The organism is Staphylococcus borealis, assembly GCF_001224225.1.
Lineage (GTDB): Bacteria > Bacillota > Bacilli > Staphylococcales > Staphylococcaceae > Staphylococcus > Staphylococcus borealis.
On the sequence record NZ_CUEE01000001.1, the window covers coordinates 67,090 to 91,247 of the forward strand.

Consider the following 24,158-nt stretch of genomic DNA (forward strand, 5'->3'; position numbering starts at 1 on the left):
ATTAAATTCTAATAATAAATAAACTATTTACCTTTTAATTTACGAGAAATTTTAATTTTAGCTTTAGTTAAACGTGGTTTAACTTGTTCAATTAATTGATAAAGTGGTTGATTTAATACATAATCAAATTCACCTATTTTTTCACTTAGATACGTACCCCATACACGTTTAAACGCCCAAAGACCATAATGTTCAGAATCTTTATCTGGGTTATTATCCGTTCCTCCAAAGTCATAAGTTGTCGCACCATGTGCACGCGCAAACTTCATCATCTCATATTGCATATGATGGTTAGGTAAGAAGTCACGGTAATCATTCGATGACGCACCATATAAATAATATGATTTTGATCCTGCAAACATTAACAATGCACCAGATAAATAAATTCCATTAGGATGTTTTGCTAATAAGTCAGTCATATCGTCTTTTCTTTCAATAGATTTTTGAATTTTAGCTTCGACATCATTGAGTTTATTCTGCGTCTTTTTATCTTGCTTTCTTTCATATTTGTCTTGTAGTTGTGCTTTTTCGTTGTCCAGTTCTTGAAGTTCTTTATCAATGTCCTCTAAGACAGACTTTGGTTCCAACTTAACAAGGAATAATTCAGCATCTCCATCTTCATACAGAGAGTCATAAATATTTTGGAAATAACTTATATCTCTTGTTAAAAAGCCATCACGTTCTCCTGTTACCTTCATTAATTCCGCAAAAGTTTTAAGTCCTTCTCGATTTGAACGTTCTACTTTCGTACCTCGTTTTAAAGCAAGACGTACTTTTGAACGATTTCGTCGATCAAAACTTTGTATTATTTCTTCATCTGTTTTATCGATTGGTGTGATCATTGTCATTCGTGGTTGAATGTAATCTTTAGATAAACCTTCTTTAAACCCTTTATGTTTAAATCCTAATGCATTTAAATTTTTAAGTGCATCTATACCTTTATCGACTTCAACATCTGGATCAATTTTAATAGCATAGGCTTTTTCTGCTTTAGCTACTTTTTTAGTTTCGGCTAATAACTGTTCCAAGGCAGCTTTATCACTATAATCTGTTACGAATCCACGAGAAACATAACATAGCGTGAATGGTAGTTTAGGTATCTTTTTAAATAGTAATTGACCTACACCTTTAATTTCACCATCTTCGCCCACTGCTACACGCTTTGAATACCATCCTGTTAGTCGTTTTGTTTCTGCCCATTTCGTTAGTTGTAGCAAATCGCCATTAGGATGAGCTTTCACAAACGCATCATGCTCTTGGTTAGTGATATTCATCTTTTCCATGCTATAAAAACTCCTTTTTCTTTACATTAATTATAATTATACAATGTCATGATTTGAGTGTCGACAAACTCGCCGTCCGATTCAAATATTATTTCATGATTTTAAATTTTTGATATACTGTATAGACTTAAAATACTAATATTTCTTAAAAAGAGGGTTATTATGCGAAATTTAATATTAATACTATTTGTTATTTTAAACTTGATAGCTATTGTTGTTACGATGACTCAACCTTTAACTATTTCATATTTTAGTTTAAGAGTAATGTTCGTTGGATTGTCGTTTGTACTTACTATCTTTTTCTTATTATTACAAACGTCAAAAATAACTGCATACCTCAGTATACTCTCTTTAATACTTTCAATCGTGCACATCGGATTGATTGCACATAGTACTTATATTTATCTATATTAATTTTCTGGTTCAAAGCGATATTTAGCACCTTTTGTAATAATTGAGTACGGCGCAGTCGTTTCGCTATCTTTAAATACGACTGTATTATACCCCGACGTTTTCGCATCTTGTATACGGTATATAATGTGATCTGTCGTTAATTGCACATCCGTATAATGATCGCCTTCTTCAAGAATAGTCATATCAAACCATTTTTGCCATTTTGAAAGTGTTTTTGCACGCTTTTCACTATCTATAATAATTTTGTCGATTTTGAATTGTTTTTGAAAAAGCGGTTCTAATTTCTGATTGTGTTTAACTTCTTTTTCTGCCCATTCAATAAAGAATGGCGGTTTTACCATGTAATCAGGATCTGCAATGTACAGTAGTTTCCATCTTACTTTGTCACCTTTTTTATTCTCTCTATGCATATCTATAGGTCCAATTGTTTCAATGCCACGACTTTCTAATGTTTGCTTCAATTGTTCTATATTTGAGGTTCTTAAAGCAATTGTCTTAAAACCTTGTTGGAAGTGGTCTTGAACAATTTTAGTCGCAAATGCAACGCGACCTTCTTCTGTTTTTGACTCTTTAGTTAGTTTCTCTTTGTCTTCTACATCTATCAATTCAATATAATTTTCATTTATATAAGATAAACGATTAAATGTTCCAAATTTATGATGTTTACCACCCGAGCTAATTTTTAAGATTTCCCCTGGGTATTTAAAATTCTTAAGGTTATCAACATAATGAATAATATGGTCAAATCTTAGTTCCATTGATCGTATTCCCCTTTAATTATTCGACTTGCATCTATCTTATCAAACTTCTTATCTGATTACTTCTTTTATTCATACAACTTATTAATAAAGTATTGCAATTTTTTTAAATACGTCATATAATAATTTTTGTTCAAAAAATAGTTAGCAAAGCTAACTTGTTTGGAAGGAGTATATTATGTTAACAAATGAATTTTTTAACAGTTTCATCGGTTTATATCGCCCATATATTAAACGGACGCAACCGATACTCGATCGATTCGATTTACACCCTGGGCAATGGTTAATATTAAGAGATATTGCCAGTACTTCCCCGACGACACTAGTTCATATTTCTAAACGTCGTTTTATAGAGAAACCTACGACACGTAAGATTATTAAAATTTTGTCTGAGAAAGAATTGCTAGTTATAAAACCAAGTAAGCAAGATAAACGTGAGAAATTATTAAGTCTCTCTGATAAAGGACAGGCACTATACGAAGAAGTTTATCGTGAGATTCTACCAGTTCAACAAGCGCTTATTAAGCATGCTGGATTATCAAAGGAAGATCTTGAAAGTGTCATAACAGTAATGAATAAACTTCATCTTGCGTTGGCAGAGGAGGAAGCAGAATGACACAAAACATAAATGCAAAACAACCCATCTTCACGAAAAGCTTTACAGTTAATTTCTCAATCAACTTTTTCGTGTATTTATGCATGTATCTTTTATTAGTCATTATTGCTGACTATAGTAAGACAACTTATCATGCCTCAGATAGTCTAGCCGGACTCGTAGTAGGATTGTTTATTATCGGTTCTTTAATAGGAAGATTTGGTACTGGTAAATATGTTAATAAATTTGGTCCTAAAAAAATATTAATCACAGGATTACTATTGCTTCTTATTACACAATTACTTTATTTTATACCCGGATCAATTACATTTTTAATGTTCGTACGTTTAATAAATGGCATTGCAACGGCTATTGCGACTACAGCAACTGGCACGATAGCTGCACATGTCACACCAGTTGAACGTAAGAGTGAAGGTATTAGCTTATTTTCTCTGAGTTTAGTACTTGGAACAGCTATAGGTCCTTTCTTCGGCATCTTATTATTAAAATCATTTTCTATCAATTTATTATTTACGATATGTGTCGTGTTAGGCCTTATTAGTTTAATTATTTCTTTATTTATTAAAATTGATTTCGATGCCGTTCATAATAAAACGGATGCTAAAGTAGCTCAAGCGTCTGGTTTCAACATTCACAACTTTATTGCTAAAGAAGCAGTACCTGTATCTATTGTTATGATGGTTATTGCATTAAACTATGCTTCCATACTCACTTTCCTAAAATTCTTTGCAGAGCAACGTCATTTATTAGAAGCATCCAGTTATTTCTTTATTTGTTATGCCATCGCTTCTCTAGTTACACGTCCAATTGCAGGTCGAATGATTGATGCACGTACAGAAAATGTTGTTGTTTATCCAGCATTTATCGCACTAATCATTACCTTTGTCTTATTAGTATTCAGTTATAGTGGCTGGATGTTATTACTTGCTGGTGTCTTTCTAGGTATTGGATATGGCAATTTATCGTCATCAATGCAAGCAATTGCTATTAAAGTGTCACCTACAAGTAAATATGGTATTGCAACATCAACCTACTTTATTGGTTTAGATATCGGCATTGGATTCGGACCATCTTTATTAGGCTTATTTACAGGTTTCATTAGCTATACAGAAGTTTATATTATTATGGCTATTGTCGCTGCACTTAGCATTGTACTTTACTTTTTTGTTCATGGTAGAAAAGTCAAAATGCAATATCATTAAATATAAAGCGCTAGGAAATCATTAAAACATTTCCTAGCGCTTATTATAATCTATTAATTAGCAATACTAATTGCTTCGATTTCAGATTTCATTTTATCTAATAATTTCTGTTGTGTTGCGTTGAAGAAATAAAAAACTTGTCGCTCATCTGTTTCAGAGCGTAATTTAGAAATCAATTCTTTCTTATAAATTTTACGTATAATCACGTCAATTTTGCTTGTATCCCATAACATTTCAAAATGCAACGTATCGCGTAATTCTTTACCGCTAATTTTTTTACCTTCATAAACTTTAAATAAAACTACAAATTCCTCAATGGAAATTTTATACGATGATTTTAACCAATGTTTTAATTGGCTTAATTCTCTCTCTGCTGCAATAAAGCGTTGTACTTTTTCTGTTGCCATAATTAAAGACCTCCAATGTTGATTCTAAGATGTAATTATTGCTTTAAAAAATTAATTTTCCTTAACAAAATTATATAACACATACACAATTTAATCTATTACAAATTTTATTTGTTTTCTGATTAGTGTTTAATACAAAATCAGTTATACATATACTCAGTGCTATTATGACATTCCTATACTTTAATCATAGGTATTATATTAAATAGTGATTTACTTTAAATGTAAACTGTTAATTGAATTTATATTCTAAAAGAACGGGAGCGAAACAGAATTCTTTTTAAATACTGCGCCACTCCCATTCTTAATTTAACCACCAATGTAGTTCATATTAATTTTCTTGCGTTGACGATTTTTAACGGTTTGTTCTGTACGTTCATCTGAATATCGATCGTCACGAATGTTCCATAAGCTTATTAATTGTTCTCTTAATTCATCATCCGTCACACCTGAACGAATAAATGATTTAATATCAAAGCCTTCAACAGTACTAAATAGGCACCCATAAAATTTACCATCCGATGATAAACGTGCTCTCGTACACGTAGAACAAAATGAAGCTGAGACACTTGTGATTAAACCAAATTGAGCACCATTATCTTTATGTCTATAGTACTTTGCAACTTCCCCATAATATTTAGGAGGGACTGGCTCAATATCAAAATGCGCTTCAATCATATCTAGCATTTCATTTTTGGTCACAACTTTACTGAAGTCCCAACCATTATCATTACCAACATCCATGAACTCGATAAATCTAATTTCAATATCTTTATCTTTAAAGTAATCGACCATTGGGATGATTTGATCATCGTTTACACCCTTTTGGATTACAACGTTTACCTTAATATGGAAACCAATAGATACTGCATAATCAATTTGATCTAGAATAGTAGTAGCTTTAATATTACGATTATTGATGGCTTGGAACACTTCATTATCTATAGCATCTAAGCTAACGTTAATACGTCTTAAGCCCGCATCATATAATTTTTGACCATGCTTTTTCAACAAGAGTCCATTCGTCGTCATACCGATATCTTCAATACCATCAATGTTGTTCAACTCAGCAATTAATTGATATAAATTACGTCTAAGCAATGGTTCCCCACCTGTTATACGTAATTTTTTCACGCCAAGTTCTGCATAAACACGCGCAATTCTCACCATCTCTTCAAACGTTAATAACTCATCTTTAGGTAGGAACACGTAGTCATCACCGAAGATTTCCTTAGGCATACAATAGTCACATCTAAAATTGCAACGATCAGTTACAGAAATACGTAAATCGCGAATAGGTCGACCTAATTTATCTTTGATTTGTGCAACCATACATGGATCCTCCTTAATGATTTATCTGATGTTTCAATGTGGCTAAATCTTCTTGATAATTAATATTCTTATACCAATATTCAGGTGATTGTATGCTTGTAACATCTATACATTCTGTCGTCACTTGATTATATACGTGTCGTAAGCTAAAATCATCTGAATCTAAAGCTTCTTTCATAACGTCAATGCAATTCGGGTGATAAAATGCAATGGTTGGTATGACACGTCCATTTTCTGAATATGCAGCAATATCAATTTGATCTTCGATTAGTTTAGAAACTAAAAACTGATACAATGCACTGATGGCCTTACCAGTTACCATCGGCGTATCAACAGAAATGACAAAGAATAATTCCTCATCATTGTATTGCTCCATTACAGTATATATACCAGCAAGTGGCCCTTTATCTTTATTTTTAGTGTCATCTATAATGACATGATCATGTTTAAATTGATCAGCTAATTGATCATTCGTGCTAATAATGATGTCATTAAACATATTTGTTTCTTGTAATGTTTGAACAATTCGTTGATAAAATAATTGTCCATCTATTTCAGCAAACGCTTTAGCCGTGCCAAAGCGTTCTGAATGACCACCTGCTAAAATAATAGCTTTCATTTCCTGTTAACCCCCACTTACTGGTGGAATCAATGCAACTGTATCTGTTGGTTGAATGATATCCTCTTCTTGTACAAATTCTTCGTTTACTGCAACCTGAAATTTTTTAGATTGAATTGAGGGATGTCTCTCAAACAATCTTTGTTTAAAATTATTAACATCAATTGCTTCATTAATATCAAGTATTTCACTATCAGTTTGCAAAATTTCTTTTATTTCAGCGAAGTATAATACCTTCACACTAGTCCTCTCCTTTAGTTGCAAGGTCGTGGCTACCTCTTTGATGGCCCTGCCATTCTGCACCATCTTCCCATATTTCTTTTTTCCAGATTGGAACAATTTCTTTAATACGCTCAATCGCATACTCATTCGCACGATATGCATCTTTACGATGTGGTGATGATACTGCAATTAATACTGCAATATCTGAAATTTGAAGTGGCCCAATTCGGTGAACAATGGTTGTAATTGTCCCTGGCCAACGTTCTTGAATTTCATCACCGATTTGCGCTAATTTCTTCTCTGCCATAGGAACATACGCTTCGTATTCTAAGTATTCCGTTTTAATGCCTTTGGTCCACTCTCTTACATGCCCTGTAAAGACCACTACAGCACCTTGGTGTTCATTTATAGTAAATGTTCGATACTGTTCCGTTTGGATAGGTTCAGTAACGATTTCAAATTGCTTCATTTAGTGTCAATTCCTTTGCTCTATCCATTGTAATAGCCAATTATCATAATGTGATAATGCTTGTATATCTTGAACATGGTAACAATATTTAACACATGTCAATTGCTTTAGCTGGTCTAATTCTTTGGTTGTTCGATAAACAATTACTTTATCATAATGTTCATCTTTATATCCTTCAACCAAAATGATATTACAATCAATTGTAACAGATTGGTCAATCATTTGAGTAAGATTTTGTTTATATGCACGCGTGACCGTTTGTTGATAGTGTTCACCTTGCACAATGCTTTGATCTGCTCCAGCATTAAAGTGTTTCATATGATCTACATGATCCTCTTGAAGCGTGATATCATCACCAATGTGACCATGATGTTTGATTGTTGCTACAGTGTAACCATGAGATTTTAAAAATTGTATCGTATGTTGCATCAATGTTGTTTTTCCTGAATTTTTAAAGCCTACGATTTGCAAAATCATAAGGTCATTTCCGTCTCAAAAACATTAGATTCAGTTAAAATAACATTTACTGTGTGTCCAGCTTTAAATCCTCTTGTTCCCCCTGGCAACATAATCATTGCATTACTATGCGCAATTGCAACTACTGCACCTGATTTATTAAACCCTGATGGTACTACAGTCGCACCGCTTTGTGAGAAGTTAGCAGTTGCTCGAATAAAACGTGTAAATGGATTAGCTTTCGTAAAATCTTCCATTAATGTAGCTTTAACAACCTGAGGGTAATATGCAGTTGCGCCCATCATATGCTGAACAGCTGGTTTCACAAATAATTCAAAACCGGTAAAGCAAGCAGATGGATTGCCTGACAAGCCAAATAAATATTGTCCATTAGCAACAGCTACCGTTGTTACACTACCAGGTCGCATTGCAACTTTGTTAAATAATACTTTAGCATTAACCGCTTTATAAATTTCTGGTAGGTAGTCAAAGTCTCCAACAGAAACACCGCCAGTTGTTATAACAATATCGTGTTTAGACATAGCATCTTTAACTACAGCAATACTACTTTCTAAATCATCTTGTTGGATTTTGTATGCTTCCACGTTTAAGCCAATCTTCTCTGATAATGCTTTAATCATTGGACCATTTGAGTTGCGAATTTTTCCTGGTTGCAAGTCATCGTTCACATCTAATAGTTCACTACCTGTTGCAATGACAGCAATGCTAGGACGACGTGTAACTTGCACTTTAGTATAGCCATACGTTGCTAATACGGCAATTGCACCGGGGTTAATGACTTGTCCCTTTTTCAAAACAATATCTCCAGTTGTCGTTTCTTCACCTTTAAGCGATACATTCTCATTTGCTTCAAATGATTTACGTATCGTGAATGTATCTCCGTCTTCAACTGTTTGTTCAAACATCACTACTGCATCGGCGCCTTCTGGAATTTGAGCACCCGTCATAATACGCACCGCTTCATTTTGACCAAGTGTTTTACTAGAAACTGAACCTGCACCTATATGGTCAATTACTTTAAATTGTTTGCGGTTTTCTGAATAGGCACCTACAGAGTCTTCACTGCGTATTGCAAACCCATCATAAGGTGATTTATTAAAACGAGGTATATCATAAGTCGCAACAATATCCTCTGCTAGAATATATCCTAAACTCTCATCTAAATTCACTTCAATTTGATTCAAATATATCTCTTGTTGGACAACACGATGTATTGCTTCTTTCACTGGTATAGGATTTCTTTTTTCAACTGCCATTGATTTCATCTCCAATTTATAATTTAAAATCATGATATACTATCCCTATCAGGAGGGTTAATATGTCAAAATTCACTCATATTAATGAACAAGGTAATGCTAAAATGGTTGATGTTTCAAATAAAGCTGTTACGAAGCGTACTGCACAAGCCCATTCTAGCATTACTGTTAATGAAACAATCTATAAACAAATAATTGATAATACTAATAAGAAAGGTAACGTTTTAAATACGGCCCAAATTGCTGGTATTATGGCCGCTAAGAACACATCAACAATAATACCTATGTGCCACCCCTTACCTTTAACTGGCATTGATGTTCAATTTGATTGGCAAACGAATGACAACATGTCTTATACATTAAATATCACTGCGATTGTCTCCACAACAGGAAAGACTGGTGTTGAAATGGAGGCATTAACTGCCGCATCAGCGACTGCACTAACCGTTTATGATATGACGAAGGCAGTAGATAAAGGCATGATCATCGGTGAAACGTATCTTGAATCAAAATCAGGTGGCAAATCAGGTGATTATCGTCGATAAGCTATTCTAAGCACATATACTATGTTCAATTTAAATAATAAAGTCATGGATGCAAAACTTCAATTAGGGAAACCTATCATTTAAGTTTAAATCCATGACTATTTTTTTATTTATTCAATTCATGCAACATATGATTTAATTCTGGCTTAATTAACTTTTCAATAGCTAATTTCACAGCGCCAGTTGATCCAGGTAAACTGAAAATTAATTTATTTTGGACTGTACCAGCAACCGCTCTTGATAATAAAGCTTTAGTGCCCACATCTTCTGTGTAACTTAAATATCTAAATAATTCTCCAAATCCCTCTATTTCTTTATCAAAGATGGGTTTAACTGCTTCAATCGTAACATCTCTTTGCGCAATGCCAGTACCACCTGTTGTAATAACGACATCAATATCAGTTGCCAACCATTGTTTGATTTGCGAATAAATCGCTTCTTTATCATCTTTGACAATCGCATAATGTGACTTTGCGACTTCAACATTAATGTCTTGAATTAAAGTTTGAACAAGTTGACCACCTTTATCTGTTTCTTTATCTCTAGTATCTGAAACTGTCAAAACTGCACAATGAATCGTTCTGTCTACTTTCGCATGATCATGTTGATGCATTAAATTCACTCCTATCCGAATAATTGATTAATTAAATGAATGGCATCTGACGTTTTTGTTGTCCCATGTATAAGCATCCGTCCACCTTCAAAACTAACAATTCGATGCCCTTTATATTCAAACATTATCATATATTTGTTTTCTCTATAATTAAGTTGATGTTGTTTAAGAAACTCACGCACCATTTCCTGGGTAATATTATCATTATCATATTGTACTGTATCTCTACCGCATAAAGTTGCATACAATGTATGTTGCTGATTTAAATAAGGAAAAGATGGATTTGAACCACACGTTGGACATTCATCTCTGAACATGCGACTAAAGCCAAATGTATAATGTTGTCCTTCCCATATATCCCCGTATGTTAATTTACTAGGCACTGATTGTTCAGTTAATAATTTAAGGGCATCTCGCAATTGAAAGCTCGTTGTCATTGTGACTGCAGGTTGTATAACGCCGACTGTATCACACGTTAAATTAATTGCTGGAAGCTGTGGCATTAAACAGTTGAAACACGGTGTTTGTCCAGGTATAAATGCAGCTTCTATATAAGTGCTTTGTACGACACCACCATAAATCCAAGGTATTTTCTCTTTATAAGCAAAGTCATTGATTAATTGTCTTGTCTCAAAATTATCCGTAGCATCAATGATTAAATCTACATGCTGTGCATGTTTATCTAAAAAATAATAATCAACATGCGTAATGAACGTATTGAGTGCTAGATCTTGACGCAATGCTTTTAAATGACGTTCAGCAGCGACGACCTTAGGTAGCATTTTATTAGCATCCTCTTCTGTAAATAATGTTTGACGCTGTAAATTACTAAATTCAATATAGTCTCTATCCACAATTGTAAGTGTGTTTATTCCTGCACGAACGAGTCCCTCAGCAACATGTGTTCCCAATGCGCCCATACCAACAATAAGTACATGCTTTTGACTGATTTTATTTTGTCCGTTAGCTCCTATTCCTTTAAACAAAGTTTGTCTCGAATAACGTTCCCTCGTCATTTTTATTGCCCTCTCTAGTTAAGATCCATTTCTATTATTATAACGAACAAAGCACCTCTTTTACAAAGAGGTGCTTTTATTACCCTATCTTTATGATTTTATCCGCTAAAACTTCAGCTTCAAAATTAGAATGTGTAACAAAGATGATAGGTATCTTCCATTCTTTAAAAATACGTTTGATTAACTTGATTCCCTCATCTCTTGTCGCATCATCTAAACTTGAAAAGGGTTCATCTAATAAAATTAAATCTGGCTTCGTACTTAATGTACGTGCTAATGCAACACGTTGAGATTCGCCTCCTGAAAGCGTCGCTGGATATTGCGCGCTTAAATGATGAATATTTAGACGATCCATTAAGTCATCTATATGAACAGATGGTTTAGCCATAAAAGTGATATTCTTATTCACTGTCATGTTCGGAAATAATTGGTAATCTTGAAATAAATAACCAATATGACGCTCTTGGATTTTCACGTTCACTTTATGTTCAGTATCAGTGATAAGTCTATCATTTATTTTAATATATGCTTTATCCGGTTTTCTTAAACCTGCTATCATATTCAATACTGTCGTTTTACCTATACCTGAAGGTCCTCGTATTGCATAAATTTTAGGGACAGTATCATGAATGTTAATATCAATAAACGTCTTCTTTAATTGATATTGTAGTTTTAACTCTAACATCTAATCTACCTCCCTATATTTATCTTTATTAGCAAAATTCAATACACCTATTACAGTAATTGAAAATGCGACTAACACAAGCACCCATAACCAAGCTTGGTTTTCTCTACCTTGTTCCACTAAAAAGTATATCTCAAGTGGTAACGTGTTCGTTTTATTTGGTATGTAACCTGCAACCATTAATGTTGCACCAAATTCTCCAATTGCACGAGCAAAACTCATCATAATCCCAGCAATGATTGAACGTTTAGATAACGGTAAAATTAGGCGATAGAATATTTTATTTTCACTTGCCCCCATGGTACGAGCAGTATTTAACATTTTAGGGTTAATACTTCTAAATCCTTGAATCGTGTGTTGATACATTAACGGAAAACTAACAATGACAGATGCAATAACTGCACCTGTCATTGTGAATACTACCGGAAGATGTAGTATCTCTTCAAAAAATTGTCCTACAACACTTCTAGGAGAAAATATAATGAGTAAGATAAACCCTAGCACCGTTGGCGGTAGAACAATGGGTAATAATATAAAACTTTCAAGGAGTTTAGTAAGATGCCCTTTTCCCTTATAAAGCAATCGACATATAAAAATACCTAGTACTGTTACAATAATCGTACTTATGACGGCTACTTGAATCGATATCCAAAAAGGTGTTAATTCAGGCATTCTTCAACCTCCTAAACTTCGAAATGATACTCTTTTAAGATATCTTTCGCTTTGTCAGATTTTAAGAAGTCCATCCACTCTTTCGCAAGTTTTTTATCTGAAGTTGCACCTGCTTCATAAGTGATTGGTTTTTTAAGTTCTGCTTCTTTAATTTCATTTACTTTATCTGTTTTTTTGTTGTCAGTATATAAATCTGTTTCATAAACAAAGCCCATTTCGGCATTGCCTTTTTCAACATAATTTAATACTTGTTTAACGTCTTTGGCATAAACTAAATGATCTTTAACGTCATTATATAAACCTTGATCTTCTAAATATTGTTTCGCATATTTACCAGCTGGAACTGTTTTAACTTCACCAATTGCTAATTTTTCATTATCTTCTAAATCTTTAACTGATGTTTTGTCGCTATTTTTATCTCCAACTAAGACAAGCTTATTATGTGCATATTTGTATGTATCATGTGCTTTGTCTTTATCTTTTAGCATATCAACATCTTTAGTGTTCGCAGACATGAACACGTCAGCTGGAGCACCTTTTTCAATTTGTTGTCTTAATGCGCCAGAACCACCATAGTTAAAGCTTACATCAACATTTTTGTGATCTTTTTTAAATTCTTTCTCTAATGCTTTACTTACATCACCTAAGCTAGCTGCTGCCGAAATTTGTAATTCTTGTTTGTTGTCACTATCTTTTTTGCTTGAGTCAGATGATTTATTTCCACTATCATTGCTACCAGAATTTGAACATCCTGCTAAAATAATAACTAATGTAGCAATAACTGCCATGAAATGTTTAAGTTTCATTTCACAAACCCCTCCTTTTACACCACTTATTATACGCTTATTTATAACTTTTAAAAGGTATAAAATGATAAATTTCACCTAATCTTCACATTATTAAATATATTTAATATACTATCAATAATTTATATGTAATTTAAATCTTTTCAAATAATGTTCAAAAGTTTTAATATAGAGTTATATATGCCTAAAGGAGAAATAAAAAATGGATAAAGATGTATTACAAGGGCAATCTATCCTCCGCTATGAAGATGGGCAACTCATCAATACAACAGATAGCTATGTTACAGAATTTCCATTGACAATTATTGTTAATGGCACAGAATTTGCTACAGTCATTTGTAGTCCAACACATATGGAAGAACTTGTAGTCGGATTTTTAGCTTCTGAGGGAGCTATTTATAAAAAAGAAGAAATACGCGCTTTGCAAATAGATGATAGTAAAGGTTTCGCACATGTAGAGTTAACTAAAGATTTAGGCGATCGTTTTGAGTATTCAACTAAACGTATTATTGCATCATGCTGCGGAAAAAGTAGAGAATTTTACTTTCACAATGATGCAGCTATCGCTAAAACCTCAATGTCCAAAATTACATTAACGCCGAAACAAGTGCTCAATATGATGACTGGGCTACAATCTGCCAGTACATTGTTTAAACAAACAGGTGGGTTGCATAATGCTGCCATTAGTGATGGTGATGAATTTTTTGAACATAGACAAGATATCGGCCGTCACAATGCGCTCGATAAACTTTATGGATTTTGTCTTGAAAGACGTATACCTGTCAGAAATAAGGTACTTATTTTTAGTGGGCGTATTTCATCGGAAATATTATTAAAGGCAGCTAAAATAGGTGTAGGCGTCATTTTATCCAAATCTGCACCTACTACGTTAGCGATTACGTTAGCTAATGATTTAAATATAACTGCAATTGGTTTTATTAGAGATGGCAACTTTAATGTTTATAGTCATCCAGAACGTATTAAAGCCACTGACACATTGGATTAATCTTCCAAATGCGTCAGTGGCCTTTTTATTTTACATCTTCTTTGATGATATGATACACAAAGCTTTGATACGTATAACCTTGTTTCGTGTACATATCTTTGGCTGTATCTTCTCCATCAGCTACGAGTATAACTGGACGTTCATTTGCTATGCTGCCTATATGTGCTTGCAAAGTTGATCCAACACCCTGTCTTCGATAGTTTTCCATAACACCAAAACTATCAATTTCGATAGTTTCCTCAGTTTCAATCACATCAACAGTACCTACAGGTGCTTTGTCAACGTAGGCTATTAGTCGGCATATGTTATCTTTTTTATGCTGAATTGTCCGTCTCGTATCATTGACACTCTCAATCGCAAACGGCTTACCATAAGGCAAGGCAAATGAATAATAAATATTCAAATAATCTTCCATATTGCTTTCATTTACCTCTTCAATCACAACATCTTTTCGACTAGGTAAGCGTGTTAATTCATTACCTTCTATAATATAGAATTCAAGTAAACCTAGTTGAAATCCTTCCTTTTCAATTGCATTTTTCCATACTTCTTCCAATCTTTCATTCTCTGGAAAAGTAAACGCTAAATGATTCGAATGCTGTTGCTCATGCAATTCATACTGTGTAGTCATATCTTTATGCCACTGTTCTATAGTTGGCATTTCTTTATACACCCACTTATTTGTATCATATTTCAAAGGTTGTGAAGGTGTTAAGTAAATCATTATTCGTTCATCTTCATGATATAGATGCCCCTCTTGAGCAATGTTTCGGATTGATATATTCGACATCACTACATCCACCTGCCTCGTTCATTTGTTAGACTTATTGTATCAAACTTTTGAAGCGTGAATGATTTAAAAGTGTTACGCCAATTAAACTTGCAATGATGGCTTTAATGATATCTCCTGGCATAAAAGTAAATGACAATAAGAAGGCTTTACTTACTGGAATATGTATAATGAAGCCCATAATAATTGTACCGACGATATCTAAAAATAAAACACCAATTACTAATGTAGTAACAAATAATACGACAAAATTGATTTTATTAAAATATTGATCTCTTACAAAACCAATACCAAACGCAACAACCGGATATAAGAATAAGAATCCTGCTGATGGTCCTGCAAATACGCCAATTCCTCCACGTCCACCTGAAAGAACTGGTAAACCTGCAGCTGCTAATAGTAAAAAGACAATGACACTGAGTGTCCCATATTTTTTACCTAATATCATACCTGCTAAAAATATACCAATATTTTGTAATACGATAGGTACTGGCATAATCGGAAGCGGAATTCCCGGAACCAATCCTAAAACACAAATAATCGCTGTCATTAAAGCTGTGTAAACTAAATTTCTTGTATTCATGTTGTATCCTCCTTCTACGAAGATGATTATACCACTAATGTAAACTTTATAAAATAAAAAGTTTACATTTATGAAGGAGAATCTACTTTTTTAGCTAACTGCGTAATATATTTAAAGAAGTCATCATGATTTACACTCGTAACAACTTGGACAGGACGACCTTTTTCTGTCACATATGTACGCCCTTGACTTGGTCCTTGATGTTCAACATCAACATGATTTGTTATTGATTGAACCAATTCAGGATTACCAACATAAGCAGTGGTTAGGACATCCCATAAAAAGTAAGTTGAATTAGTTATAAAATGTGTCAAAGGTGGGACTGCCGCATAACTAACGCCTAGAAAATCAACGCCTGAATAATGACGTTCGTTTGCCCACATTTGTCGAATATCTAATGTTAATGGCACTTGATTCGTGCTTTCTAAAGCCACCATATCTATAGCAATGTCACTATCAAATACTACTTTTACCGCCTCTGGATCCCAAAATGCGTTCCATTCAGCTGTACCATCATGTTCTGGCTCTTCCACATTGCCTTTTTCAAGAAAAGTCCCTCCCATCCATACTAATTTATCAATATTCTTCTGAATGCTTGGATCAATTTTAAGTGCTTTAGCCAAATCTGTTAATGGTCCCGTAAACAATAGTGTTATCTTTTCTGTTGACTCGCTCAATACGCGTATAATATCCTCATACGCTTCTAGGTTGCTCATGCCAGATTGTTGATTCGTCGTTTGTTCATTCAATATCGGCAATGCATCCATAAAGAATGCATGCATTCTCCACTCTTTCGGAAAAGGATTGGCACCACGTTCATATGATGGCGCAACTTGTAATGATGCATTAGAAAATCGATTAATAATTTTACATGAAGCACTAACAGACGGTTCTAAATAGCAATCTGCTCCTATTGTACTTACACCAACTAAATCAATATCTTCCATTTGTAATAATAAAAATAAAGATATTAAATCATCTACACCACCATCGTGGTTAAAATATACTTTAGTCAAAGTGATTCCTCCCATTATTATGTAAATAGTAAATAAAGCGGGACAGAAATGATATTTTCCCAAAAATTTATTTTGTTGTTCCGCTCTCAACTTGCTTAGCTTGTAGACTTTCTTGATGAAATGCTAATTGCTAGGCCCCACCAACAAGGTTGCCCAAAAATTAAAAGAAGCTTGCTGCAAGTGCACTGTTATGTTAGTCAACGACTGCCAATATATTTTAAGAGCCTAAAACATTGATTGATGTCCCAGGCTCTTAAAATATCATAAAAAATTGATCGTCGTCTCTATATTCTATTATTTACTAGCTTCAATTAATTTGTCTTTTAAATCTTTTCGCATAAAGTCAAGTGTGTAAGGGTCATTATACCAATATGTTTCAGCCTTAACTTCAATCACGTTACCATTTTTAACTGCTGGCAAGTTTTTCCAGATGTTTGTTGTCTCATAACTTGGTTTAGATTTACCTTCTCCTGTTGAGACGATATAGTCACCAGCTACGTCTTCAATTTTTTCTTGACTGACTTCAGCCCAACCTTCTTTTTTAACTAAATCTTGTTGGCCTTTAGGCATATTCAAACCAAATGCTTGATATAATACTTCTCCACCACGACCCCAGTTGTCGCCGTAAGTGTAAACTTTCTTGTCAAATTCATCTAAGATAGAAACTGTTGCGTCCTTACCAATTGCATCTTTGATTTCTTTGCCATCTTTTTCAGTTTGTTTCTTCCATTTTTCTTCCCATTTTTTAACTTCGTCTTCTTTACCCATAATCTTACCTAACATTTCTTGTTGTTCAAGGTATTTGTGTTTACCATAATCAACAACAATCGTTGGTGCGATTTTTTCATATTTTTTGATATTTTTATCTGTAGAGTAAACAATAATTAAATCTGGTTTTTTCTTAGCCACTTTTTCAACGTCAGCTTCACCAATTTTTGTTGTATCTTTAAATTTCTCTTTTAAAATTGGGCTTTGATCAACTTGGTTGTTAACCGCAACAATATTCGCGCCTAATTTATGTAAACCACCTGCAAATGTAGGTGCAACGACAGCAATACGTTTAGGATCTTTAGGAATATCTATCGTCTTTCCACTATCTAATTTATATGATTTTGTTTCTTCTTTTGAATCAGATTTACCCGAACCACCGTTATTACCACATGCAGCTAAAACGATGATTAGAACTAGTAATGGTAAAATTAATTTCTTCATAACATCCTCCTGTTGAAAACGATTATCAATTTCAACAAAATTGTATCCTACAATGCGACGTTTTACAATAAAATTTTAAATTATTGATAAATTAAAAAAGAGTGGAACACATTATTTTAAAATTGTTGTTCCACTCCCACGCAAAGCTCATCACTACTGAGAAAAGCTTGATTTAAGCATCTTCTCTGTTCGATCAACTACTACGTCATACTATTATTTTTTCCCATTCTCTTATACTTACCTTATTTACACTGTTTAAAATAAATTGCACACAGATTTAGCTATGTTAGTATAAGCCGCATCCTCCATAGGTGGATTGTGTAATCCAGCTCTCATATCACGGTAATAACGTTGCAATGGTCGTTCCATTTCAAGACTCTTCGCGCCAACGATTCTCATCGCTAAATCAACTACTTCTAACCCTTGATTCATTACTAGTACTTTACTCGCAGATGTTTCATTCCATAACTTAGGTTGATTTTCTGGATGATTATAGCCTTTAGCAGTACTCCATAAGAAATGACGAGCTGATAATAATAGCGACTCCATTTTACCAATATTTTGTTGTACAGTTGGCAAATGACTAATCGTACCTTCAATACTATTTGGACCATACGTTGTTGCGAAATTGATTGCATAATCTCTTGCCGCCTGAGCAATGCCTAAATAAGTGCTAGGAATGTGCAATATCCATCCATTCGGTTGCGGTTTTCGTTTTGACTCAACAAAAAAGTCATTCGGTACCCACACATCATTTAATACTAAATCGTGACTTTCTGTTGCTCTCATACCTACCATATTCCAATTATCGGCAATTTCTAAGCCATCAGTGGCTCTAGGCACTAAGAAAAATCCTACTTCTTGCAAGTCATCGACATAAGCTGCGACAATATAGTGTGTCAACGCTTTGCTCATTGATGTGAACGTTTTAACACCATTTAATAGATAGCCATCATCTTGCTTAACTGCATGCGTTGCAGGTCTGCCACCACGAGTAGGGCTACCTGTATCCGCTTCACTTACTGCTCTATTGACTAAAGCACCATTTTTAATTTCTTTAGCAAAACGATCCAGCATATCTTGATTCCACATTGATTGTTCATATATTTGTCCTATGACACTTAAATGCCAACCGATTGATAACGCCGTTGCACCATCAATTGCTCCTAAATACGTTTGTAACACAACCATATCTTCAATAGTCGCGCCTTCACCGCCATATTCAACGGGTAACGTAAGTATGCTATATCCTTCTTGCACTAACCATTCAATATTCTCAAATGGGAATCTCGATTGTTTATCATTTTCTGCTGCTCTTTTTTTAAAAGTTTCCTCAATTGATTGAAACTTTTGTATCCATTTTCTTTGAATATCTGTGTTAATCAGAACTGAATTGATCAATTATATCACCTGTTCATTGTCATTGTTATTTAAACCTAGTTTATCACTCAACATTTTAAAATGAAAGTTAACCACGTTCAGATAGCAATATAAAAAGACTTAAGTCAGAGAGATTGAATATCTCAATACTTAAGTCTTCTCATGAATAAACATGAATTACTTGATGTACTTTTCTAATTCAGCAATCAGTTTATTAATCTTGTCTCGTTGTTCATCTGTTACATAAACAATAACTATTCTTTCATCTTGTATGCTACGCTTTTTTGAAAGTAACTGTAAATCTTTTAACTTTTGTAATGCTTTAGTTAAGTAATAAGGTTTAAACTCTGAATACGTTGCAATTTCCTTCGAAGTTATTTCATTTGTTTTACTTCTTGCAATATAATTTAAAATATAAACCTCTTCATAATTTAAATTATATTTCTTTTTAGTGTCTTTGAAGAACTTTTTAACTTGAAATGTTGCGTTAACTAAATCATTGATGTCTTTAATTTGTCCCATATCCTAAACCACTCCTCTGATGTACGTCTTGTTGCTACAAGGTTCATGTCTACTATTTATTACTTACCAAACATTTCTTATGCTATAAAATTTATTTTATAACATTTAAGTATAATATTTCAATATTTTTATGAAATTAAAATGATATTATATATCAATAACACGTTCCATCAATTAAATTACACATAATCAATTTGTCTTAATTGCTAGTTAATAGAATATAAAAAAGGAGTGCGACAGAACTCTTTTTGAATTCATTGTCCCACTCCTAACAAAGATGATTCGCGTTGAACACAGCTTCTTTAAATCGCTGTCTCAATTCAGTCAGCTACGATATAATTGCAATGTCACTTCGTTATATTAATTTTTTATTTCGTTCTTTCTATATATTAAAGACTTAAACTAACTGAAAAAATAGTTAATAAATGTTGTTCTATCCCTTAATTATCTAATACTGCCATTTTAACGTTATTTAATTTTAGCATTCACATAATCAACAAATGGTTGAATCTCTTTTGTTTTAATTTGTTTCATTGGTACTTTCCCAATGTTAAAAGTAAACACTAAATCTTTACCATCAAATTCAATTGCTTCTATTTCATTGTATGGAATATTTCTATAATAGAATTGTCCATTCATATCTACATTCATAATTAATCTTTCAGAGGTAGCAATAAATGCACCTTCAAACTCACTTTGTCCTTGAACATTATACTCAATCATCCCTAGTACAGAAGGCCCTTTAGACTCTGTTGGGAACAAATCATCGGGATTCACATTATCTAAAATCATGCATATATTCTCCTTACCTATTATGTTTATTAAATCAATCTCATTTCCTCTTGGAATTTATTGTAACATTTAACAAATATTTGATAGGTTTCATATGCTCGTGATTCAATAAATTTTACGTTTACAATACGTTCATCTATTGAATTACGATATTTCTCTAAATACCCTTTATGATAAAGTTCATTAATAACTGCGTTTATACATATTAAGTATCGATAAGACATAGATTGAATCTCTTTTAATGAAATGACTTGCCGATTCGAAATGAACGCTCCTAATAAAATCAGTTCATCTAAACTCAGATTAAATTCCTTCGCTAACATTTGGACTTTATATCGTGCATCAAAAATAGTGATGACATATTTCAATGAATTATAATGGGTACTTTCTATTATACATGCAAAGTTTTTCACTTTTACCATTTCATTAATTTCAGAAAACATCGTATTGAGTTTATCCTGACAGTTTGGTGATGGGAGAAATAATAAGCGTCTTTGATCATTGTGATCACGCAATTTAATAATCCATCCCAAATGGTATAAGTGCTCTAAATGATGTCTTAGTTGTCTTTTTGAAATAGATTGATACGTGATTAATTCATCTATATAAATACCTTGATGATGAACATGATAATAATTAATGACTTCATTTAATGTTTTTAATTGTTCAAACTTTAATTGGTAGCTGTACTTTAGCACCTCACCTACCGCCTTCATAAAAACCAGATAAAACAATAATGTTTCTAACTTATGCTTATCCACCATACCTATCACCTCATGACACAATCTTTAGATTGGGTTATCGAAAGCATCTATGACAAATCGCTTAACCGTATAAAATGATTAAGATTACTTTGAACATAGCAATGATGTACCACTATTCCTACCCAACCTTTTCAAAGATAGACATTTACATGACTCTTTCAATAAAACAACATCATCTTTATATTTTGTGAATCAGTTGGTCGTACTTACGCATACGCAATCATAACAGTGATTGATGACTTCTGATAGGTTATTTTAACTGTAATGCGCTTTGGCTTCAGCAATTAATAACTGGGTTGTTTCATCAAACGGTATTTCTGATTGATTCAATGATTGGTATTGATGTGACTGATTTTTAGTTCGAATTTGACCAGGTGTGTTACCATACCTTTTATTAAATAAAGCGATAAAATGTGGAAGATGATTGAACCCATGCTTGAACGCAATGTCTTGAATCAAATGATTACTGATTAAGATGTCTATTAAACATAATTTTAATCTAACATCATTTATATATTGCGTTATATTACGATAAGGTGTGTGATATTTGATAACTTTACTTAATTCTTTAGCTGACATATTGAGTGCGTTTGCCATGTCCTGACGACTAATTTTAGTACTGTGATGTTCAATAACATACTCGTGTACCTTATCAACTAAAGCATTTTCTAATTTGTAATGAACACGTTGTTTTCTTTGCAAATATCCTAATTCTACACATAAATGTTTAACAAGCTTATCTTTGATTTGTAATTTGTGCGGTTGCCTACTTTCAAATTCCAGTATATTTAGAATAAATGGTTCTATTTGTCTTCTTTCTATAGAAGAAAATTTATAGCCATTTGACTTAATATAATCATCAGCAAACTTCAAATAATCTTTGAATGCTATTTCAATGTTTGCGACGATCGCGCCATCTTCGCTTTCAATCGAGTAAATATCATTTAGCATCACAAATAATAAATCTCTTTCTTGCATCTGAAATCTCTCTAAATTTAAATTTACTCGTCCTGACCCTTTCAGCCAATAGATTAATTTAATATTCGATTCCTTTTGCTTACTTATCTTTATATCTTTTAAAAGTTTTACCGAAAAGTTATTAATCATACGTACGTCCTCTCACTTTTTAATATATAAAGACATGACATAAACAGAAATAATAAATTATCCCCCATAACTCTAATAACTATTGCTGCATCATTAACGTTTCTCTAATTTTAACGCATTTAATCGAATGTCTATCTTCATATATAATTGTATGGTTTATTTCGGTATTATCAGTAGCAAACTTTTAACCAATTATATCATTTTATTATCTTATATAACGATTTTTATATCCAAAATGATTTTTATAATATCAAATATTATAAATTGCTTTAACACGCCTGCGAGAGAGTAATAATACAATTAAATTAAAAGATGATTCAGATACTTATTGTAAAAACAATACAAAAATAATGAATTCTATTAATTTTATATCAAATTTATTTTTTGCTGTTACTTTACAAAAATGTTACAGAGAAATGAGTATCTTTTTCATATAATTTTTAAAACGTTGCTATAACAGCGTTTTTTAATATTACAAAAAATTACTTATTGTATTTATCTCAACACTATTTATTAGCAAAAAATTACAAAATGATAACAACGCACACAAAATGATTTTTTTCTGATAAAGTATTTCTTGTCGTTAAGAAACTTATTAAAAACTGGACTCAAGGGTCATCAAATGACTATTAAATATAAAATATTAATTTAATTCTCAGGAGGAAATTTTACAATGAAAAAAATCGCTACAGCTACAATCGCTACTGCAGGAGTTGCAACAATCGCTATCGCTGGACATGGTCATGAGGCACATGCAGCTGAACAAGGTTACAATCCAAATGATCCAACTTCATACAGCTACTCTTACACTATCGACCAACAAGGTAACTATCATTACACTTGGAAAGGTAACTGGAGCCCAAATCAAGTAAATCACTCTAGTCAATCAAATTATTCAAACTACAACTATTCATATAACTACAATAATTACAATAACTATAACAACTATAACTACAATTACTATGGCAATAACACACAATCATATAGTTCAAACACACAACAAACTGGTGGTTTAGGTGCAAGCTACTCAACTTCAGATCGTAACATTAAAGTAACTACAACTACTGCGCCATCATCACAATCAAATGGTGTGTCAATTTCAAGAGCTTCAAGTTCAGGTAGTAACTTATACACTGCTGGTCAATGTACATACTACGTATTTGATAGAGTAGGCGGTAAAATCGGTTCTACTTGGGGCAATGCTAATAACTGGGCAAGCGCTGCAGCTGCATCAGGTTACACTGTAAACAATTCACCATCAGCTGGTGCTATTTTACAAACTTCTCAAGGTGCTTACGGTCACGTAGCATATGTTGAAAGCGTTGGTAGTGACGGTTCAGTTACTGTATCAGAAATGAACTACGGTCACGGTGCTGGTGTTGTTACTTCACGTACTATCTCAGCTAGCCAAGCTGCTGCATACAACTACATTCACTAATTTTATGCGTAACAAATAAATTAACAGTCTGGGACATAAATAATATAATAATGCTATTTAGCAAATTCGCAGTAGCTGACTGAACTGAGAAGGCGCTTAAATCAAGCTTTTCTCAGTTCTAGTCATCCTTGCGGGGGTGGGACGACGAATTCAAAA

Annotated in this window: 29 protein-coding genes; 6 read left to right on the forward strand and 23 right to left on the reverse strand. The window is 33.1% G+C overall.

The annotated features are described in order from the left end of the window. Positions 1-23: 23 nt before the first annotated feature. Positions 24-1,283, reverse strand: coding sequence for a lipid II:glycine glycyltransferase FemX (locus tag AK212_RS00390; protein WP_053028566.1), 1,260 nt, complete (start codon positions 1,281-1,283; stop codon positions 24-26). Positions 1,284-1,445: 162 nt separating this feature from the next. Here AK212_RS00390 and AK212_RS13735 point away from each other — a divergent pair, with 162 nt between their 5' ends. Continuing rightward, positions 1,446-1,697 carry a hypothetical protein gene (locus AK212_RS13735; protein ID WP_080365498.1) on the forward strand — a complete coding sequence of 84 codons (252 nt, stop codon included), beginning with the start codon at positions 1,446-1,448 and terminating at the stop codon, positions 1,695-1,697. Here the strand turns inward: AK212_RS13735 and AK212_RS00395 are convergent. Further along, positions 1,694-2,455, reverse strand: coding sequence for a VOC family protein (locus AK212_RS00395; protein ID WP_053028567.1), 762 nt, complete (start codon positions 2,453-2,455; stop codon positions 1,694-1,696). The two genes, AK212_RS13735 and AK212_RS00395, sit on opposite strands and share 4 nt — an antisense overlap. Before the next feature lie 178 nt (positions 2,456-2,633). Between AK212_RS00395 and AK212_RS00400 the strand changes: the two genes are divergently transcribed. Further along, complete coding sequence (locus tag AK212_RS00400) at positions 2,634-3,071, forward strand: MarR family winged helix-turn-helix transcriptional regulator (RefSeq protein WP_053028568.1); 438 nt, start codon at positions 2,634-2,636, stop codon at positions 3,069-3,071. Next, the gene (locus AK212_RS00405) at positions 3,068-4,273 is read left to right on the forward strand and encodes an MFS transporter (RefSeq protein ID WP_053028569.1); all 1,206 of its coding nucleotides are present in this window, start codon (positions 3,068-3,070) and stop codon (positions 4,271-4,273) included. The genes AK212_RS00400 and AK212_RS00405 overlap by 4 nt, the downstream gene beginning before the upstream one ends. A gap of 53 nt (positions 4,274-4,326) precedes the next feature. Here AK212_RS00405 and AK212_RS00410 read toward each other — a convergent pair whose 3' ends face one another. From AK212_RS00410 to AK212_RS00440, 7 genes are all read right to left on the reverse strand, one after another. Beyond that, the gene (locus tag AK212_RS00410) at positions 4,327-4,680 is read right to left on the reverse strand and encodes a SarA family transcriptional regulator (protein ID WP_053028570.1); all 354 of its coding nucleotides are present in this window, start codon (positions 4,678-4,680) and stop codon (positions 4,327-4,329) included. A gap of 309 nt (positions 4,681-4,989) precedes the next feature. After that, entirely contained in the window at positions 4,990-6,012 is a 1,023-nt protein-coding gene (gene moaA / locus AK212_RS00415; RefSeq protein ID WP_053028571.1) for a GTP 3',8-cyclase MoaA, read from the reverse strand. A gap of 13 nt (positions 6,013-6,025) precedes the next feature. Further along, positions 6,026-6,631, reverse strand: a complete 606-nt coding sequence (gene mobA, locus AK212_RS00420) for a molybdenum cofactor guanylyltransferase MobA (RefSeq protein ID WP_053028572.1) — start codon at positions 6,629-6,631, stop codon at positions 6,026-6,028. Positions 6,632-6,637: 6 nt separating this feature from the next. After that, entirely contained in the window at positions 6,638-6,871 is a 234-nt protein-coding gene (gene moaD / locus AK212_RS00425; protein WP_053028573.1) for a molybdopterin converting factor subunit 1, read from the reverse strand. A 1-nt stretch (position 6,872) separates the two neighbouring features. After that, the gene (locus AK212_RS00430) at positions 6,873-7,322 is read right to left on the reverse strand and encodes a molybdenum cofactor biosynthesis protein MoaE (RefSeq protein ID WP_053028574.1); all 450 of its coding nucleotides are present in this window, start codon (positions 7,320-7,322) and stop codon (positions 6,873-6,875) included. A gap of 6 nt (positions 7,323-7,328) precedes the next feature. Beyond that, positions 7,329-7,799: a molybdopterin-guanine dinucleotide biosynthesis protein B gene (gene mobB, locus AK212_RS00435; RefSeq protein WP_053028575.1), complete on the reverse strand. Its 471-nt coding sequence runs from the start codon at positions 7,797-7,799 to the stop codon at positions 7,329-7,331. Continuing rightward, positions 7,796-9,055, reverse strand: coding sequence for a molybdopterin molybdotransferase MoeA (locus AK212_RS00440; RefSeq protein ID WP_053028576.1), 1,260 nt, complete (start codon positions 9,053-9,055; stop codon positions 7,796-7,798). Before AK212_RS00440 ends, mobB begins: the two co-directional genes overlap by 4 nt. A gap of 62 nt (positions 9,056-9,117) precedes the next feature. Here AK212_RS00440 and moaC point away from each other — a divergent pair, with 62 nt between their 5' ends. Further along, positions 9,118-9,600, forward strand: a complete 483-nt coding sequence (gene moaC, locus AK212_RS00445) for a cyclic pyranopterin monophosphate synthase MoaC (protein WP_053028577.1) — start codon at positions 9,118-9,120, stop codon at positions 9,598-9,600. A gap of 106 nt (positions 9,601-9,706) precedes the next feature. Here moaC and AK212_RS00450 read toward each other — a convergent pair whose 3' ends face one another. The 5 genes from AK212_RS00450 to modA all read right to left on the reverse strand — a co-directional run bounded on the left by AK212_RS00450 (position 9,707) and on the right by modA (position 13,392). Further along, on the reverse strand, positions 9,707-10,213 hold the full coding sequence (locus tag AK212_RS00450) for a MogA/MoaB family molybdenum cofactor biosynthesis protein (RefSeq protein WP_053028578.1): 507 nt from the start codon (positions 10,211-10,213) through the stop codon (positions 9,707-9,709). A gap of 11 nt (positions 10,214-10,224) precedes the next feature. Continuing rightward, positions 10,225-11,229: a ThiF family adenylyltransferase gene (locus AK212_RS00455; RefSeq protein WP_053028579.1), complete on the reverse strand. Its 1,005-nt coding sequence runs from the start codon at positions 11,227-11,229 to the stop codon at positions 10,225-10,227. A 79-nt stretch (positions 11,230-11,308) separates the two neighbouring features. Next, entirely contained in the window at positions 11,309-11,914 is a 606-nt protein-coding gene (locus AK212_RS00460) for an ATP-binding cassette domain-containing protein (RefSeq protein ID WP_053028580.1), read from the reverse strand. After that, a complete protein-coding gene (gene modB / locus AK212_RS00465; RefSeq protein WP_053028581.1) occupies positions 11,915-12,586 on the reverse strand; it encodes a molybdate ABC transporter permease subunit in 672 nt (223 codons plus the stop codon). 11 nt (positions 12,587-12,597) lie between these two features. After that, on the reverse strand, positions 12,598-13,392 hold the full coding sequence (gene modA / locus AK212_RS00470; RefSeq protein WP_053028582.1) for a molybdate ABC transporter substrate-binding protein: 795 nt from the start codon (positions 13,390-13,392) through the stop codon (positions 12,598-12,600). A 202-nt stretch (positions 13,393-13,594) separates the two neighbouring features. Here modA and fdhD point away from each other — a divergent pair, with 202 nt between their 5' ends. Further along, complete coding sequence (fdhD, locus tag AK212_RS00475) at positions 13,595-14,398, forward strand: formate dehydrogenase accessory sulfurtransferase FdhD (RefSeq protein WP_053028583.1); 804 nt, start codon at positions 13,595-13,597, stop codon at positions 14,396-14,398. A 25-nt stretch (positions 14,399-14,423) separates the two neighbouring features. On the opposite strand, the gene AK212_RS00480 is transcribed toward fdhD, so the two are convergent. The 9 genes from AK212_RS00480 to AK212_RS00520 all read right to left on the reverse strand — a co-directional run bounded on the left by AK212_RS00480 (position 14,424) and on the right by AK212_RS00520 (position 22,435). Further along, positions 14,424-15,188: a GNAT family N-acetyltransferase gene (locus tag AK212_RS00480; RefSeq protein ID WP_053028584.1), complete on the reverse strand. Its 765-nt coding sequence runs from the start codon at positions 15,186-15,188 to the stop codon at positions 14,424-14,426. Positions 15,189-15,222: 34 nt separating this feature from the next. Continuing rightward, entirely contained in the window at positions 15,223-15,771 is a 549-nt protein-coding gene (locus AK212_RS00485) for a biotin transporter BioY (protein ID WP_053028585.1), read from the reverse strand. Positions 15,772-15,839: 68 nt separating this feature from the next. Then, a complete protein-coding gene (locus AK212_RS00490) occupies positions 15,840-16,787 on the reverse strand; it encodes a nucleoside hydrolase (protein WP_053028586.1) in 948 nt (315 codons plus the stop codon). A 294-nt stretch (positions 16,788-17,081) separates the two neighbouring features. Further along, positions 17,082-17,999, reverse strand: a complete 918-nt coding sequence (locus AK212_RS00495) for an ABC transporter substrate-binding protein (protein WP_053028587.1) — start codon at positions 17,997-17,999, stop codon at positions 17,082-17,084. A gap of 255 nt (positions 18,000-18,254) precedes the next feature. Continuing rightward, positions 18,255-19,397, reverse strand: a complete 1,143-nt coding sequence (locus tag AK212_RS00500) for an acyl-CoA dehydrogenase family protein (RefSeq protein ID WP_174841463.1) — start codon at positions 19,395-19,397, stop codon at positions 18,255-18,257. Between the two features lie 159 nt (positions 19,398-19,556). Continuing rightward, the gene (locus AK212_RS00505; RefSeq protein ID WP_037549844.1) at positions 19,557-19,901 is read right to left on the reverse strand and encodes a transcriptional regulator, SarA/Rot family; all 345 of its coding nucleotides are present in this window, start codon (positions 19,899-19,901) and stop codon (positions 19,557-19,559) included. A 468-nt stretch (positions 19,902-20,369) separates the two neighbouring features. Beyond that, the gene (locus AK212_RS00510) at positions 20,370-20,693 is read right to left on the reverse strand and encodes a PH domain-containing protein (protein WP_053028589.1); all 324 of its coding nucleotides are present in this window, start codon (positions 20,691-20,693) and stop codon (positions 20,370-20,372) included. A 29-nt stretch (positions 20,694-20,722) separates the two neighbouring features. Next, the gene (locus AK212_RS00515) at positions 20,723-21,457 is read right to left on the reverse strand and encodes a transcriptional regulator, SarA/Rot family (protein ID WP_156304986.1); all 735 of its coding nucleotides are present in this window, start codon (positions 21,455-21,457) and stop codon (positions 20,723-20,725) included. Positions 21,458-21,712: 255 nt separating this feature from the next. Further along, the gene (locus AK212_RS00520) at positions 21,713-22,435 is read right to left on the reverse strand and encodes a helix-turn-helix transcriptional regulator (protein WP_228480668.1); all 723 of its coding nucleotides are present in this window, start codon (positions 22,433-22,435) and stop codon (positions 21,713-21,715) included. Positions 22,436-23,237: 802 nt separating this feature from the next. Here AK212_RS00520 and AK212_RS00525 point away from each other — a divergent pair. Next, on the forward strand, positions 23,238-24,002 hold the full coding sequence (locus AK212_RS00525) for a CHAP domain-containing protein (RefSeq protein ID WP_053028591.1): 765 nt from the start codon (positions 23,238-23,240) through the stop codon (positions 24,000-24,002). Positions 24,003-24,158: the final 156 nt, after the last annotated feature.